Raw genomic sequence first — 14,918 nt, 5'->3', positions numbered from 1 at the left:
CCCGCCCCGCCGGGACCGGTCGAACCCGGGCGCCGGTCAAGGGGCCCTCCGTATCGCGGACGGGGGCGGCGACCCGATTCGCGACCTCACGCGGGCGGGTGGACCCGTCCGTGCCAGGCGACGGTGTCGAGGGAGTCCATCACCGCGTCGTTCGTGAACGGGCTGGGATCGTCCCAGCCGATGTCCAGCCACGCCCACATCACGCTCCCGCACAGGACCCAGTGATCGGCGGCGCCGCCGTGCAGGGCACTGGTGCCCGTGACGGAGAAATACCTCGCCCGACGGTGTCCGGGCACCGACGCCTCACCCGGCGGCGGAACATCCAGCGGGCGCACGACAGCGTCGGGAACGTACGGCTCGATCATCGCCTTCCGCACATCCCGAAAACACACGTCCAGGACCCGGTCGTCCTCGTAACGGATCCCGGACTGCGTCTGACGACGGAACACCATCCTCGAATGACTCGCGTCCCAGGCCCACAACTGCAGTGGCGACTGCGGCACCACCAACGGAAACCCACTCGACTCGAACCTCACCCCGAACCCTCCCCCACAGCACGACCGTTGCCCGTCAACGCTCACGACCGCACCATCATCGCCACCACGACCACCCCGCCACGAACGAGGCCACCACTTCCCGTCGGGCACGGGAGCCGCTTGGCGGATTCGTCAGCCCTCCCGGTACCGGGATGCGCAGTCGGAGCGGACGGTCGAAATCCCACTTCACCCCCTCCGCACGGCCCACGCATTCTCCACGCCCCGAACCTCCCTTCCCCGACCCGAAAGCCGCTCCCACACGCGACCACCCTCGCCACGTTCAGTCGTCGGCCAGGACGTCGTCCCACACCTGACCACCGTTCGCCCAGATCGACAACCAACGGCGCAGCGGCATGGCGTGGCGCAGCCCGTCGTGGGGGTTCTGCCCCCAGTCGCCCTCCCATCCGTCGGCGTCGTAGAGGAGTACCGGGTCGTCCACCGCGATCAACGACAGGTGCCATTCCATGGAGCAGCCGCCGTATGCCAGGTGCAGCCATGACGAGGGTGGTGCCCAGTGGCGGTGGTGTTCCGCGTCGTCGCGGATCGCGCGGGGCCGGTCGTGCACGTGTCCCGGGGCGCGGTTGCCGCGGCGCAGGGAGGATAGTCCGGAGTCGGGTCCGAAGCCTCCGTCGCCGATCTCGGTGTAGAGGCGGCGCAGGAGTGTGGGCAGGGGTCGCCCGAGGAGGGACTGCGCCTCGTCGACCTGGTGCGCGGTGGCGGGTGGGAACAGGGGGCCTCGAGGGGCGTCGGCGTAGTAGGCGGTCATCTCCTCGGTGTGCGAGGGGAGTTCGAGGTCGGTGCCGTTCATCGCGCGGGACACGACGCGATCGCCGGAGCGGGTGAGGCGGTCGTGGCCGTGGTGTTCGAGGATCCAGGCGGTCGGGACGCGGGCGGTGTCGAAACGCCGCCCCGGATCCCAGGCGCGAGCGGTCAACTTCGCCATCAGCACGTCGTCGTCGCCCTCGTCCACGCGGTTCACCCCGGCCCACGAGATTCGACTCGCCGTCCTGGTCCACGCGTACGCCGAGCACGACCTCGACCAGTGGACCGCGCTGCGGACGCGAACCACACGCGGACCCGTCTACATCGGAATCCTCAACTCACCGCCCGGCGACAGGACCCACGACGACTTCCGCTCGCTCGATCACCTCCTTCCGGCACCGGACATCGAGAACCGAAACGACAGCCACTGAGCTCGCAGTAACGGCCGGCGGCCCGTGGGCCCGCACGTGACGGTGCGTCGGGGTGGTGGGAGTGAACGCCCCGGCCGACCTGCTGAAAGGCCTCGCCGAACGCGTCGGGGTGACATTCGTGTACGTGGGGTTCGACGTGGCCGCCACATCGTTGTTCGGCGGGGTACGCGGGGCCGGCTCGCCGGACGGGCCTTGCTGGTCGACTGCGAGCGTTCCCCGCCCGGCTCGGGAAACGCGAATTCTGCAACGAGTTGATCGCCGGGGTGGAAACCGTCCTCGAGCAGAACGCACACCGCGCCGGGACAGCACCGCCGCCTCACCGTCCACCTCCCGGGTGTTCGTGGCGCAGGAGTCGAGCCGGTAGTCGAGCGGCAGTACGCCGCAGCCGGGTTGTACTCGCCCCTTCATCCGACGTGCGCGGGGAGTCCGGGACGCGACCGTCGCCCAAGCGGACGCCGTCGTGGCGGCCGTCGAGTCCACCGATGCCGTACGACCCCGAACACGCCGACACCGCCGCACGGATCGCGGGTGGGCCGGGGCATGTTCCCCACCTGTGGGGCGCGCGGCGGGTGTCGGACACCGGTCCTACGGTGTGGGCATGAGTGCCTGGGACGGTATCGCGTGGCTGCGCGAGGCCCGCGAGTTCGGATCCGACTACTGCGTGACGTTCGCCCGGGGCCTGGAGCCCCTGGAACTGCTGACCCGCATGGGCTGCGACCCCGCAAGAGCCTCGCCGATGGGGCTCATCGACGCCACCGAGACCTACTTCGACACCGGCGTCGAGACCATCCGGGCCGGCACCTCGCACGGGTGGGCCTACGCCGTGGAAACCACCGGGAACCGCGGATTCCAGAAGGGTGTCCTGGCCGCGGTCTCCGCCGGCACCGAGGCGGTCCTGGTGTACGGCGACTGCAACCCCGTCGCGTACCTGATCCACGCCGAGAACGGCGAGATCGTGTGCGGCTTCGAGGAAGACGCTCCCGAGGACCGCATCGGCACGAACCCCGACCGGCTCCTCCCCCACATGATCACCGCCGGGCTCCTCGCCCCGGACGGCACACGCCCCGATGACGACGCCCCGACGCGGGGTTGCGAACTGCGCATGGCCGAGACCGTGTTCGGCCTCGACCTCCCCCACGACGACGTCGTCCACGGCCCACTCCTCGCGGCCGGACTGCGCGAAGGACTCTCCGCACCACTGCCCGTCAAGACCTCACCACCACAACCGATCCCCGACACAGGACCCATCACTCTGACGGCCACCGCTGTCGCCTAACCACCCGGCGAGTAAACGACGACAAGAAGGCATTCCGCTCCTTCCCCGCCTCCCGCGATGCCCAGACGCCGACGCGGACCGCCCCCGAAGCGCCCGATCGCCGCAGCCGCCACCACACCGTCAAAAGGGCGGGTCGTCGGCGCAGCCCTCGGCCCCCGCCCAGAGGCGGCCGTCGGCCACCGAGCGTCGGAACGGGTCCGGATCGAGCAACTCCCGCAAGGTGTGGGCCAATCCGGCCCCGTCGTGATCGAAGAGGCCCAGCCAGGGCACCGAGGCCATCACACGATCGAGCTCGGGGGTGACGCACGCGTCGAGGACGGCACGCAGGTCGCGGGGCACGGGGCCCTCCACCAGACACAACCACCCCAGGGCGGCGCCCACCCGGACCTCGGCCGGGCGCGCGGGGTCCGACCACAGGGCGCGGGTGAAGGCGGCGGCGTCCTCGTGTCGGTGTTCCCGGGCCGACTGCGCAATCGCCAGGACCAGGCTCGCGCGTACACGCGCGTGGTCCTCGATCCGGAAGCGGTCGTGCAGGGCGGCGGAGATCTCCCCGGCCCGACCCGAGGCCGCGGCCAGGGCGTACGCGGCCACCTCCCGGATATCGCAGTCCGCTGCACGGCGAGCACCCCGGCGAGCACCGGCGACGCGTCCTCGGACGGTTCGCCGAACCCTGCGCCGCAGGTGATCTGTCCGTGGTCTCGAATGTGCGGATTCTCGGCGAGGGATCGATTGTCCGACCGTGGATACCGTGGTGATTTTCGATGAAATGTCAAGTATTGTCAGTATTACTCAGGCCGTGGGCAGGGCCCTACGGCAACAGCCGGGGCAGGGTAAGGTCGCGGGCATCGTCGTGCCCGTGTTCCTCGACGACCACGAACACCCCGACGACATGCTCCTGTCGGACGGACACCGGTATCTCGTGACCGTTGCGCGCCCACGCCCCCGAGCTCGTGGAAGCACTCGCCGTCCCCCAGATGACCACCGCACACGGCACAGCACGGGCGATCGCCGACGACGGGACCGACGACAACGACGCGGGCGGTGCGACCGGCGGCGGCACAGCGGCGGGCGCTCCGGGGGCGGGCCCCGCAGCAGCGGCTGCTGCGGGGCCGGGCGGCGCAGCAGCGGGCGGCGCGGGTGCCGCCGCAGGCGTCCGGTTCCTGCTGGCCATCGACGCGTTGAACGATGCGAACTTCCCCGAGGCGTGGAGGTTCGAGTTGCCGGCGCTCCTGGCCGTCTTGGAGCGGTACGAGCACATCGCCTTGGTCGTGTCGTGCCGTTCGACTCGACCGGCCTGGCTCGGGCCGTTCAGAGGGATCGTGTGCCGCGACCATTCACATTCGTGCTTCGATCCCGTCATCATGGGGTTTCGGACCGTGACGACCCAAGTAGGGGTGACCACCATCATGGGCGAGCACAGCAAGCCGGCTCCCGACCCGTCCAAAGGCAACCCGCCGCCGGGCAACAAGGACGGGCAGCCCACTCCGGAGCCGACGCCGGACGGGCGCCACAAGAAGGACCCGAAGTAGATGACCGGCGTCCTGGAGGAACGTCGCCGCGCCCTGGACGAGGCGATGCGGACGCGCGGCGCGTGGCCCGAGGACGCCCCGTGGGTGCGCGCCGCGTTCGACGCGCTGCCCCGCCACGCGTTCGCGCCCGAGCGCCTGTGGGACTGGGACGGGAACGCGTACGTGCCCGTCGACCGCGGCGCGAGCCCGGACCGGTGGGCCGAACTCGTCTACGCCGGGCCCGACGACGCGGCCGTCACCGAGATCACCGACGGCATCCCCTCGTCGTCCCTGTCGGCACCGGCGGTCGTGGCGACCATGCTCGACTCCCTCGACGTCGAACCCGGCCACCGCGTCCTGGAGTTGGGCACCGGGACCGGCTGGAACGCGGCACTGATCGCCCACCGTGTCGGCACCTCCGGGCGGGTGACCAGCGTGGAGGCCTCAGCGGAACTCGCCGACACGGCGGCCGGGAGGCTGCGGCGTGCCGGGGTTCGCGTCGACGTCGCCGTCGGTGACGGCAACCTCGGCCGGCCCGAAGCCGCACCGTACGACCGGGTGATCACCACCTACGCCGTCGACCACGTCCCCTGGGCGTGGATCGAACAGACCGCCTCCGGCGGCGACCTGGTCTTCCCCCTCGGCCGCCTGGGGCACTTCGCGGTCACCGTCGCCGACGACCACCGCAGTGCCCGCGGCTGGATGCACGGCCTCGCCCAATTCATGAACGCACGCGACACACCGCCGCCCGCCGCCACCGTCCGCTCCTACACGCAAATCCGGGCCGGCCGTGCCCCCGACGACAAGCGCACCGTCGACCGCGATATCACCCCTCTGCACACCGACACGAACCTGTTGTGGGCGCTGCGCATGGCGCTGCCCGACGTCGTGTACACCACCGACACCGACGAGGACGGCGTCAACGCCTGGATCCACGACGGGACCTCGTCCTGGGCCGTCGTCACCACCCTGCCCGATGGCAGTGCGCGTGCCGAACAAGGCGGACCCCGGCGCCTGTTCGACGCGTTCGAGACCGCCTGGGACGCATGGACCGCACACGGACAGGTCAGCCGCTGGGACCACGGCATCACCATCACCGAACACGAACAGTACGTGTGGGAAGGCGACCCCGACACCGCACGCCGCTACCGGCTTCCCGCTCCGGTACCCACCCGCGGGTGATCATCACGCCATCGACCACGCGATCAAGCCATGGGCGCGCAGGTAGGCGACCAGGACGTCGCGCGGGGGTAGGTTGCTGCGGTACGGGTTCGCGCAGGCACCGGTGTGCATCCCGCCGCCAGGCCCGGTGTGCAGGCCGCCGCCCGGGCCGCTGTGGCGATCTCGCGGCCATGTGTTCGTCGTCATGATCGGAGCGTAGGACCGCCTCCCGACACTTGCCACCGCCCATCGACGGCACCGACTCGCAACCGGGGGCCGGAACCATCGTTGGTACCTGCGGACCCGAGCCCCGGCAAGGCTACGGGTTCGAAGCCTTGAGCCTCCTGGAGTTGTAGGGTCTCGCAGTTCGCGTCCTACGCCGACGCTGTGACCGGGGGCTGCTCGCGGTGTCTCACGACGTGTCCGGTCCCGGATCTCACGACCGTGTCCAAATCCTCGGATCGGACGCTGAGTGCGCGCCACTGACCTGCGCAGTCTCACGAAGGGACATTCGTAGGACATCGGTCGTGAGGTCAGGACACGCGGACTGAGACCCGGAGTTCAGGCGGCGAAGCCGACTCCGGTGGCGTATTCGTAGCCGCCCCAGTCGGAGCCGAGGTCGGCCAGGACCTCGTCGGTCCACTCCTCGTCCAGGGCGCGGTCGTCGCCGGCCGCCCAGGCGCGGACGATGGCGTCCCAGCGGCGGACGTTGACGCTGCGGTGCCCGGCCACCCCCGCCCTGCGGTGCTGGTCGCGCACCCCGGACTGGTCGTGCGGGTGCAGTTCCGCCCGGGTGCCGCGGCCGCCGTTGTTCAACCGGCGGATCAACGAGCGGGCCACGTTGCGCCGGCGCAGGTTCGCCCGGTTCGGGGTTTGGTCCTCGGCGAGCCACGAGGCGAGGGTGCGTGGGGTGACGGCGATGCCCGCCGCGTCCATGGCGGTGTAGCCGGCGTTGGAGGCGGTGAGGTAGCGCAGGCGTGCGGCGAGGCCGCGTTCGGTGTCGACGGGCGAGGCGACCCCGTCGGCGAATTCGTCCAGGCACTCGGCGGCCAGGGCGGAGGCGCGGGTGCCGCGCATCCCGTATTTGCCGGGCTCCAGGGAGCGGTACGGCATATGGGGTCAGGTCCTCTCGGGCGAGGCCGGTCGAGGGTGGGTGTGGTGCATCACTTGTCCTTGGTCTGGAGGGTGTAGGTGTCCTTGATCTTGACGTCGCCGACGCCGCGGCCCTCGGTGAACACGGTGCGCCCAGTCGCCGCCGGTGAGGAGGAGCTCGTCGGTGCCCATCACCCGCACCACGGCGAGGCCACCTTGGTGGGCCTTGAAGGCCTTGACCCACAGGTTGGAGAACGCCTGGGAGCGGATGGTGTGCATCCAGTCCGGGCGGTTGATCTCCCGGTTGTAGTTCGAACCACCCATCGTGGTCACGAGTTTCGCGTACATCTGCTTCACGTAGTCCAAGGTGACGTCGTCGCCGCCGGCGATCGCGGTGGCGCGGGCGTCGCGTAGCGCGCCACGGAGTCGTTCGAGGAGGTTCTCGGTCGCCACGGCGGTCCAGGATTCGAGGATGTGTGGTTCCTCGCACAGGCGTCCGTAGGCGGGCGACGCACACCGCAGCAACAGTCGGAGCGTGGGGTCGGTGATCCACAGCGGGCCGGGCTCGTCCCGGTCGCCGAGCGGGTTCGGCAGGGTGTGGTGGTGCCAGGCCGGCGCGCCTCGCGGAGCGCGCACGCGGGCGGGGACTCCCCCACTTCGGTTTGCTTTCGGCCGGGCGACACACCCGCATTGTCGGGGCATCGCTCGAAGGACGCCGTGGCCCGTCACCAGAGCTGGACCACGTCTGTGGCGCTCAATACGGCGGCCTCGCTCCTCCCCGAGTTCACCCGCGAGCATCCGGATCGGCCACAGTGATTCCGGTACGAGGTCGTACCAGGCGAACGGCGCCCTGGTGAGCGATGAGAGTCGCCCGACCGGCATCATGCGATGCGTCGACCCATCGCAGCATGGTGGCGAATGGCCGGAAGCGCGGCCGCCTTCATCGCTCCACGAACGAGGGAATCACAGTTTCGAGGATCAACGACGAGACAACGGACTTGCGCCTGCCCCTCGGCCCACACCGACGCGTTATCCTCAACACGCCCTACCTACGGGCACGCACGGACGGCCACGATCCGACCCGCAAGGAAGGCCATGGTCACAACTCGGGCGACGCCACCACCACCGCTCCACGCGGACAACCCGCCACGACCCGATGGACGCGCTACGCCCGCGTCGTCGCGAGCCGCCGCTCCAGGTGGGCGGTCCTGACCTTGCCCGATCCACAGCGGGAGACGGGCGACGCCCGTGAAGGTGGCGCGTCGGAAGAGCCCAACCTACGCGAGCGGCTTCGACGCAGATTCCGTTCCTCGCGCAAGCACGCGTCTCGGCATGATCCAGAGCCTCCCACCGCGCCGGCGACCGCGCACAATCCGGGGGTCTCCCCCGTCCCGACAGCGGCCCGGGCGCTCGATTCTTCCGACAGCCCCCCGTTGTCAACCCATGAAGGGACGGCTCCCGTCCCTTACAACCATCAATCCCCTGGAATAACTCCGGAGAGCTCCCATCTCCAGAACATCGTGCATGCCCGCGATGTCAAGGAGCTGTCATCCGTGACCACCGAGTCCCTGAAGAATCTAGGGATTTCGGATAGCGATCCATCCGCCCAATTCAAGGGGATGGATCTCTTGACCGCAAAGGAGGCAGCGATCGCTCTTTTGCACTCCCGCATGATCACACCGAACTCTGGATATCGAAACATCGGCATCGATAAACACGGCTTGATGAGCGGCCCCGCCTTTGCCCTGACAAGGGGCCGCGTGCGCGTCAATTACAAATACTTCGGGCCCGGCCGGCGGAATACCCTGCTTAATTCGATGCAGAAGTATCACGCCAAAGGGTCGGTGCTGGGCGGCGGACAGTATGGCGCCGCGACGGTGATCTTCCACGAGGTCGAGCACACGAACACTGGCAGAGCGGAATTTCTCCACAACCCCAAAAATGAGAAAGGGAAAATCTCTCTCAGCGCGGACTCGAGGGGCTGCACAAAAGACCCCACTATCATCGAAGGCCTCGGCGGCCATGCGGGGGACAGTTACGCGGAACGTTGGGCGATGAGTGCAACCATGGTTGCCTTCTACGGCACCAAGGCCCCTTGGATAGCCCAGCAAACATGGGTACAAGGGGTGGCCATGGATGCCGGCGACTGGGGCGCGGTCGACCGCCGGGCGGCAAATTTGCGACAAAGTCTCGATTATCTCTACACCCATACGAACCCCGGGAATGGTCGACCGTTGACGCCGGGCCAGGTGGAAGTCCGCAAAAAATGTATAGCAGCTTCCCTGGGCTTCGGGAAGCCGTGGACTCCCGGGCAGCCGCTCCCCGAACTCAACCCGGTCGTGCACGGCGTCAACGTGCTACCGCAGAGGGAGCGTCCCCGCGTGGCACCGGAACTGCCGGACCGTTAGAGAGCGGCGTGTCGGCGACCTGGGCGGCCCAGATGGCGACTGAAGGGTCTCGCGCTTTTCGGACAGGCTTCTGACTGTCAATTCAAAACCCGTTCGTTCTTCAAGTCCATGAAGAAGGATTCGGCCATGGGTTGTCGAAGCAGATTTCGGTACAGCCGACGGAGCAGCGCAGTCCGAGTTCACCGAGTACGCTCGCGTACTCGGCCGAAAGGTAGTCGCTCCCGACTCCGGCGGAAGGATCGCGTCGCGGCGTGCGCGCAGCGGCACGATGCCCAGGGACACGGCGGGAAAGGCCATCACCGCCAGCAGGTAGCCCAGTTGCTCGGACATCACCGCGTCATCGGCGATGCGGTGATGCAGGACTGCTTCGCCGACCAGGAGCACGAACGTCCGCGTGCCCGGCGACCGGACGATCGAGGACCGCGCAAGGCGCGCGGTCGCGGCGTCTGATGAGTCGTCGGGGATGCGGTCGAACCGGGCGACGGATGCCGGCAGCGCATGCGCGTGGGCATGCGTCTGCACGAACCCGGGGATCACGTCGCACCGGTACTCGCGGAAGCGCTGCGTGTTGTCGAACTCGGCGGTGTAGGACTCCTGGAGCTGCCGCATGCCGGCCTTGTGGCGCCGTTTCCATTCGACGTACAGCGAGTCGACGTCACGGGTCTGCGCCAGCAAGTCCTCGACCTGATCCTCGGCCCCGCACACTGAGCACCAGGTGCGGATGTCGGACGGCGAGGGCAGCGTCACGCCGGTCGTCAGCCTGCCGGACTTGGACGCTTCACGGGTGCGTCGCCGGTGCGGTCGCGGGCCGCGGCCAAAGCGGACCGCGGGGCGAGGCGGGCCAGGTCCTGCGGGCGGACGTCCTCGGGAGGCGCGGTCATCGGGCACCCGCGCCGGTGAGCTTCATCGTGGTCGACGTCGCCAGGCGCTGCGCGAGGTCGACCAGGTCGTGGCCGTACAGGGCCCGGACGTAGCCGGGGTCCTCGCGGGTGAACGCGGCCATCGTCAGGATCGCCTCCAGTTTCGGGTCGTCCGGGTCGTGGGTGACGTCGTGCCGGAGCCGGTCACGTTGCGCGGTGGTCATCGCGGCCGGGTCGGGCAGGCCGTCCTCGCGCAGCGGGAACTCGTCGCGCTCCTCGCGCTCCTGGTCGTCGACGTGCGCGACGTCGGCCGGGGCCAGGGCCTGGGAGATCAACGCTGCGGCCGCCGCCGGCGGGCCCGACGGCAGCGCGTCGACGGCCTGGTCCCACTCGCGATGCCGGGCCGCGGACGCCGCCCGCGAGTCCCGCCACTGCTCCAGGGCCAGGTCCCGCAGCTCCGGCGTGGTCCACTCGCCGGCCGCGTGGTCGATTCGCGGTCGCCGGGGCGCTGGAGCCCGCCGACCACGTCGGGGGCGACACCTTCGACTACGTGATCGACCGGGACACCGTCCAGCTCTCGGTGACCGGCGCCATGGGACACGACGTCGACGCCGCGCTGCCGGCCACCCTCGTGGTGGGCGCCCTGCGCAGGGCCCGGCGCGCGGGCGCAGACCCGGGCGAACAGGCCCGCCAGGCCGATCGGGCCATGCGCGACCACGGCCACCAGGCCTACGTCACCGGCCAGTTGCTGCGCTTCGGCCTCCTCGACGGCACGACGGAGTTCGTCAACGCCGGCCACCCTGGCCGCTGCGGATGCGGGACGGAAAGGTACGGGAGATCGTTCCGGACATCGACCCGCCGTTCGGCTTCGGTCTCCCGGCTGCGGAAGTCCCCGCCTACCGCGTGCGGTCGCCGGACCTGCGGCCCGGCGATCGACTGGTGATGCCGACCGACGGCATGCTCGAGCGCAACGCCACGAGCCCGGACCTGTCGGACCTGATCCTCGACACCCGCGCGCCGCATCCCCGCGAGGCCGCCCGCGCCCTCATCGGGGCCATCGTCGACACCGCCCACGGGCCATCTGCAGGACGACGCGACTGTCATGTGCCCGGACCGGCACGGCGTCGTCCACTCCCGACGAGACGCCGCCACCGGCGCCGACCTCACCAACACATCACGACCCTCGAGAACCGAACCACCCACCCCCGGGTGGCGACCGAGCGCGCAAGGAATCGCCCCGGACAGGCAACGGGCCCCCACCCGGACACGCTTGTGGATCGGTACTCCCCAGGGCTTCGACGTCGCGACGACACCCATGCCGGTCTTCCGGCGTCACCGACCACTGGACCCCGGACGTTCCTCGAACGTGGCGTCACCGCCTTGGGCGGGGACACGGAAAGCCGGCCCGTGGCCGCCCCACCACCATCGAGACCCGTCGGTGGGTGTCCTTCCGACCGGAAGGACACCCACCCCGCGGGTAGCGGTCCGTCCCGGTCCTCAGTCCCGATTCTCCTCGAGCTTGAGGGCGACACCGATCGCGAAGAAGGTGGGCGCCCATTCGCCCACGAACAGCCCCCACCGGTCCGCACGGTCCACGCCGTGGGGCTCGACCTTCATCGACCCCAACCAGGACAGCACCGACAACCCGATCGAGGCGAAACCCGCCAGATACGCGTGCTCGGAACGCAGACCCCTGTCATGCAAAGACTTGATCATCGAAAAGCCCTCTTCCCGAAAGAACGGTTGGCACACGGCCCCACGCCCGTACCCGCCACACCACCCACCACACAACCGCAATCGACGCCCCGACCACGACCACGCACACCGAAGCGCGAGGCCATCCGGCCGCCGGCCCCGACCATTGCGTCGACCGACACACACCGCCCGCCGGCGCAGCGGTCGCTGGTCGGCACCCCCATGTCCTCCGACGCGAAAGGCTGCGCCTGGCGATCGGGGCCGGCCAGCGCCGGAACTTCGACCCGCCCAAGCCCGTCGACACCACCGCATCGACCCGGGCCCCGGCCGAACCGACCACTGCCGGGCCCTTCGCGCCCTCGGCACGGTCCCACCCCATCTGCCGCGCACGTGAACGAGGAAACCATCCCGCGGTCGAACGCGCGGGCCGGACAGGGCGAACGTGTCGCCCGGCGCCCCGGGGCGGCCGCGTGACGCGGCACTCCTCCCACGGGGAAGCCGACCGCACACGCCACGAGCGCAGCTCGCCCTCGTGCCGCCATCACGGCCGCCGTCGGGCGAGAGGCGCGCGCCGTACCGACCCCCGGTCGCCCGAACGGCCGCACCTCCAGCCCGGCTCCACCCGGCCGGTGAACGTGTCGCCGGGAAGTTCCGGTCTGTACATGTTCTTCTGTGATCGTCCCTGTGTTCAGAGTCGGCGGGAGTGTGACACGGCAGCGTGCCTCCGAGAGGTGGTGTCGTGTAATGGGCCGCGCTCCCGTCGGCCGCGTGCGCGCGAGTGCGTCCCACCGGGAAGGTGTGGACGGACGGCAGGGTGGAAGGCATCGACGAACGGCTCCGTCCCGGGCCGATCGTGCCGCCCCTTCTCGGCGGCCCCGGCATCCGACGCGCACCCGTTCGGAGGCCCCACTCCGCCATGACCCCCACCCGAAGCACGCCGACCCGGACGGCCTGTGTGCCGTCACCGACCGCAACCTCACCCGCGTTGCCACCCTGGAACCGGGCACGCACGCGCACGCCGCGCTGCGCAACGAGATCGTCGAGGACAACCTCAACCTCGTCACCCGCGCCTGCCGGCGCTACTTCCAACGCGCAGACCCGCACGAAGTCGCCGCGATCGGCCTGATCAAGGCCGTCGACGGCTACCGCCCCGGCCACGGCGCGAGCTTCCTCGCCTACGCCATCCCCACCATCTCCGGGAACTCGAACGCTACTTCCGCGACCACACCTGGGCCGTCCACGCCCGCCGCGGCGAACAAGAGCTCTACCTACGTCTCGTTCGCGCCCGCGACGACCTCTCCACCCGCCTGGGCCGCGAACCATCACCGCCGAACTCGCCACCGACCTCGGCGAGGACAACGACCGGGTACGGCTGGGCCTGGAACTGGGCGCGGCCCTGCGATCGGACTCCCTCGACGCACCCACCACCACCGAGCCGGGCGGCCGGCGCGACACCGGACACGACCGACGCGGCACCCGCGACCCCGCCCTCGAACTCGCTGTCGACCGGCAGACGTTGCGCCCACTCATCGCCGAACTCGACGACCGCGACCGCCGCATCCTCATGCTCCGCTTCTGGGACGACCTCACCCAAGCCGAGATCGGCCAACGCCTGGGCATGTCCCAGATGCACGTCTCACGCCTGCTCAACCACGCCTTCACCACCCTGCGCACAGGAATACTCGCCACGACCTGAACCCCGAGCCTCGACCGCCATCAGGGTCGTCCCGCCGCCACCGCGCCGCCTCCGGTGACATCCACCCGGGAACCCGCGCGGTGGTGAACACCCCGGGAGCGCTCCGTTCGAAGGTGTCGTCGACATCGGACGTCCGGGGTCCGGGCTCGCGGGCTTTCGCGGAGGCTCTCGACCTGCGCGGGATTCCCGCCCGCTTCCTCGACCACGCCTGAACGGTCGCGGGCCAGGGCCCGCCACCGGGCCCGTGAACTCCGTGGCCGTCCACGGCCACGGAATTCGCATCGCGGGGCCCATCGAGCGGCTTCGCTCCGGCCGAATCGACGTCAAGGTTTGGGCGGTTGCACCTGCACGAGGCGATGGGCGCGGCGAACATTCGCCGCACCCATCGCCTTTCGAGCGATGTCTATCGGATCAGCAGCTCAGATTGTCGCCGTAGGTCACGCCGAGGATGTCGGAGAAGTTCTTGAAGGAGGCAATACGGTTCTCGACCTGGCGCGGGTTGCCGCCATCGCATTCGAGGGCTCCGTTGATGCTGCGAATTGATTCGCCGAACCCCAGGTCCCTCACGATCGCGTCGTGTCCGGTGACCGTGCCGGGGCCGGTCTGGGTGTTCCAGTACCAAAGGGCGGTCATCCAGGCGACCGCGGGGTCCTGCTCGACCAGGTAGGGGTTGTTCAGGAGGTCCAGGCCCAACAGGTCGCCGACGGTCTTGTAGTTGAAGTTCCAGCTGAGCTGGATCGGACCGCGACCGTAGTACGCCGCCTGGCCGGCCGGGCAACCATAGGGCTGCGTGGCGTCACAGTAGAGCGGGTAGTTGGCGGTGTTCTGCTCGACGATGTACTTGAGGCCGCCGCTCTCGTGGTTGATGTTGCCGAGGAAGGCCGCCGCCTCGCGCTTCTTGATCACGTCGCTGCCGGTGTTGGTGAAACCGGGATAGGCGTGCAGTGCCTCGGTCAGACCGGCGTACGTATAGAAGGGGTTGCGGTTGGGGAACATCTGCTCGAACTGGGCTTCGGAGACCACGAAGTCGTCCGACACGCAGATGTAGGGCTCCCAGAACCACGTGGCCGCGACCGGGTCGTATCCCGGGTTGGCCTGCTTGGCGCGGAAGAAGCTGCCGTCGGCCAGCTTGACCACGTCGCCGATGTAGTACGGCGTGTTGGCCGCCCACGCGGGGTGCGTGCAACTGGGCTCGGGGTTCGTCGACCCACAGCCGCCGCGGTCGGTCCAGACGGGCGAGGTGCCCGGCTTCTGGTTCTGCGTCCACCACTTCGCGGACCAGTTGTGACCGTCGTCGGACACGGTTCCGCCGCCGTTGTACGAGGCCGAGGAGCTCCACGCCGGCGCGCATTCGGTGACGCCGGCGGCGGCGTTCGACGGGATCGACACCGCCAGGGCTCCGAATAACGAGACGGCCGACAGAATTGCCAAAAGGCGTGTGCGCATTACCTGATCACTCCCTTACGCGGCGCGAGGCCGCAGCAATCCACAGG

At 69.6% G+C, this 14,918-nt stretch carries 14 protein-coding genes and 3 pseudogenes; 7 read left to right on the top strand and 10 right to left on the bottom strand.

Annotation, left to right across the window (positions count from 1 at the left end; translation table 11 throughout):
* Nucleotides 1-86: 86 nt before the first annotated feature.
* Both ACIRL2_RS35560 and ACIRL2_RS35555 read right to left on the bottom strand, forming a co-directional pair.
* Entirely contained in the window at nucleotides 87-452 is a 366-nt protein-coding gene (locus tag ACIRL2_RS35560; RefSeq protein ID WP_402237786.1) for a hypothetical protein, read from the bottom strand.
* Nucleotides 453-816: 364 nt separating this feature from the next.
* Nucleotides 817-1,506 carry an SMI1/KNR4 family protein gene (locus tag ACIRL2_RS35555; RefSeq protein ID WP_402237784.1) on the bottom strand — a complete coding sequence of 230 codons (690 nt, stop codon included), beginning with the start codon at nucleotides 1,504-1,506 and terminating at the stop codon, nucleotides 817-819.
* 821 nt (nucleotides 1,507-2,327) lie between these two features.
* On the opposite strand from ACIRL2_RS35555, the gene ACIRL2_RS35550 reads away from it, so the two are divergent.
* A complete protein-coding gene (locus ACIRL2_RS35550) occupies nucleotides 2,328-3,005 on the top strand; it encodes a DUF6461 domain-containing protein (protein WP_402237782.1) in 678 nt (225 codons plus the stop codon).
* 120 nt (nucleotides 3,006-3,125) lie between these two features.
* Here the strand turns inward: ACIRL2_RS35550 and ACIRL2_RS35545 are convergent, their stop codons facing one another.
* Nucleotides 3,126-3,596, bottom strand: a complete 471-nt coding sequence (locus ACIRL2_RS35545) for a hypothetical protein (RefSeq protein ID WP_402237779.1) — start codon at nucleotides 3,594-3,596, stop codon at nucleotides 3,126-3,128.
* Between the two features lie 383 nt (nucleotides 3,597-3,979).
* Between ACIRL2_RS35545 and ACIRL2_RS35540 the strand changes: the two genes are divergently transcribed.
* Together ACIRL2_RS35540 and ACIRL2_RS35535 are read left to right on the top strand one after the other, a co-directional pair.
* Nucleotides 3,980-4,534 (top strand): hypothetical protein, encoded by a 555-nt coding sequence (locus tag ACIRL2_RS35540; protein ID WP_402237777.1) that lies wholly within the window; start codon nucleotides 3,980-3,982, stop codon nucleotides 4,532-4,534.
* Nucleotides 4,535-5,695, top strand: coding sequence for a methyltransferase domain-containing protein (locus tag ACIRL2_RS35535; RefSeq protein ID WP_395872799.1), 1,161 nt, complete (start codon nucleotides 4,535-4,537; stop codon nucleotides 5,693-5,695). It abuts the gene before it with no gap.
* Nucleotides 5,696-5,698: 3 nt separating this feature from the next.
* Here the strand turns inward: ACIRL2_RS35535 and ACIRL2_RS35530 are convergent, their stop codons facing one another.
* The 3 genes and pseudogenes from ACIRL2_RS35530 to ACIRL2_RS35520 all read right to left on the bottom strand — a co-directional run.
* A complete protein-coding gene (locus ACIRL2_RS35530; protein ID WP_395872798.1) occupies nucleotides 5,699-5,881 on the bottom strand; it encodes a hypothetical protein in 183 nt (60 codons plus the stop codon).
* A gap of 354 nt (nucleotides 5,882-6,235) precedes the next feature.
* The gene (locus ACIRL2_RS35525) at nucleotides 6,236-6,787 is read right to left on the bottom strand and encodes a transcriptional regulator (protein WP_402237774.1); all 552 of its coding nucleotides are present in this window, start codon (nucleotides 6,785-6,787) and stop codon (nucleotides 6,236-6,238) included.
* 50 nt (nucleotides 6,788-6,837) lie between these two features.
* Nucleotides 6,838-7,381 (bottom strand): annotated as a pseudogene (locus tag ACIRL2_RS35520) (hypothetical protein); the annotation flags it as partial.
* Between the two features lie 938 nt (nucleotides 7,382-8,319).
* Here ACIRL2_RS35520 and ACIRL2_RS35515 point away from each other — a divergent pair.
* Nucleotides 8,320-9,174, top strand: coding sequence for a hypothetical protein (locus tag ACIRL2_RS35515; protein WP_402237772.1), 855 nt, complete (start codon nucleotides 8,320-8,322; stop codon nucleotides 9,172-9,174).
* Here ACIRL2_RS35515 and ACIRL2_RS35510 read toward each other — a convergent pair.
* Nucleotides 9,124-9,921: a Scr1 family TA system antitoxin-like transcriptional regulator gene (locus ACIRL2_RS35510; RefSeq protein WP_402237769.1), complete on the bottom strand. Its 798-nt coding sequence runs from the start codon at nucleotides 9,919-9,921 to the stop codon at nucleotides 9,124-9,126. The two genes, ACIRL2_RS35515 and ACIRL2_RS35510, sit on opposite strands and share 51 nt — an antisense overlap.
* Before the next feature lie 130 nt (nucleotides 9,922-10,051).
* Complete coding sequence (locus ACIRL2_RS35505; protein WP_402237767.1) at nucleotides 10,052-10,369, bottom strand: hypothetical protein; 318 nt, start codon at nucleotides 10,367-10,369, stop codon at nucleotides 10,052-10,054.
* 152 nt (nucleotides 10,370-10,521) lie between these two features.
* Here ACIRL2_RS35505 and ACIRL2_RS35500 point away from each other — a divergent pair.
* Nucleotides 10,522-11,244, top strand: a pseudogene (locus ACIRL2_RS35500) (PP2C family protein-serine/threonine phosphatase); the annotation flags it as partial.
* A gap of 287 nt (nucleotides 11,245-11,531) precedes the next feature.
* On the opposite strand, the gene ACIRL2_RS35495 reads toward ACIRL2_RS35500, so the two are convergent.
* Nucleotides 11,532-11,750 carry a hypothetical protein gene (locus tag ACIRL2_RS35495; protein ID WP_395872793.1) on the bottom strand — a complete coding sequence of 73 codons (219 nt, stop codon included), beginning with the start codon at nucleotides 11,748-11,750 and terminating at the stop codon, nucleotides 11,532-11,534.
* A 723-nt stretch (nucleotides 11,751-12,473) separates the two neighbouring features.
* On the opposite strand from ACIRL2_RS35495, the pseudogene ACIRL2_RS35490 reads away from it, so the two are divergent.
* Together ACIRL2_RS35490 and ACIRL2_RS35485 are read left to right on the top strand one after the other, a co-directional pair.
* Nucleotides 12,474-12,914 (top strand): annotated as a pseudogene (locus ACIRL2_RS35490) (sigma factor); the annotation flags it as partial.
* Nucleotides 12,915-12,957: 43 nt separating this feature from the next.
* Entirely contained in the window at nucleotides 12,958-13,425 is a 468-nt protein-coding gene (locus ACIRL2_RS35485; protein ID WP_402237854.1) for a sigma-70 family RNA polymerase sigma factor, read from the top strand.
* Nucleotides 13,426-13,836: 411 nt separating this feature from the next.
* Here the strand turns inward: ACIRL2_RS35485 and ACIRL2_RS35480 are convergent, their stop codons facing one another.
* Nucleotides 13,837-14,871 carry a glycoside hydrolase family 19 protein gene (locus ACIRL2_RS35480; RefSeq protein WP_395872792.1) on the bottom strand — a complete coding sequence of 345 codons (1,035 nt, stop codon included), beginning with the start codon at nucleotides 14,869-14,871 and terminating at the stop codon, nucleotides 13,837-13,839.
* Between the last annotated feature and the right edge of the window lie 47 nt (nucleotides 14,872-14,918).

Source organism: Embleya sp. NPDC127516 (genome assembly GCF_044765325.1).
In the GTDB taxonomy this organism is placed as follows: Bacteria; Actinomycetota; Actinomycetes; order Streptomycetales; family Streptomycetaceae; genus Embleya.
The sequence above is the reverse complement of the archived record's forward strand: the minus strand, read 5'-3'. Positions and strand labels throughout refer to the sequence as shown.

What these genes read in the sequence shown, in the direction of transcription:
- ACIRL2_RS35495 (WP_395872793.1), bottom strand. Translation starts at nt 11,750, where the DNA reads ATGATCAAGTCTTTGCATGACAGGGGTCTGCGTTCCGAGCACGCGTAT.
- ACIRL2_RS35550 (WP_402237782.1), top strand. Translation starts at nt 2,328, where the DNA reads ATGAGTGCCTGGGACGGTATCGCGTGGCTGCGCGAGGCCCGCGAGTTC.
- ACIRL2_RS35560 (WP_402237786.1), bottom strand. Translation starts at nt 452, where the DNA reads ATGGTGTTCCGTCGTCAGACGCAGTCCGGGATCCGTTACGAGGACGAC.
- ACIRL2_RS35530 (WP_395872798.1), bottom strand. Translation starts at nt 5,881, where the DNA reads ATGACGACGAACACATGGCCGCGAGATCGCCACAGCGGCCCGGGCGGC.
- ACIRL2_RS35540 (WP_402237777.1), top strand. Translation starts at nt 3,980, where the DNA reads ATGACCACCGCACACGGCACAGCACGGGCGATCGCCGACGACGGGACC.
- ACIRL2_RS35480 (WP_395872792.1), bottom strand. Translation starts at nt 14,871, where the DNA reads ATGCGCACACGCCTTTTGGCAATTCTGTCGGCCGTCTCGTTATTCGGA.
- ACIRL2_RS35525 (WP_402237774.1), bottom strand. Translation starts at nt 6,787, where the DNA reads ATGCCGTACCGCTCCCTGGAGCCCGGCAAATACGGGATGCGCGGCACC.
- ACIRL2_RS35535 (WP_395872799.1), top strand. Translation starts at nt 4,535, where the DNA reads ATGACCGGCGTCCTGGAGGAACGTCGCCGCGCCCTGGACGAGGCGATG.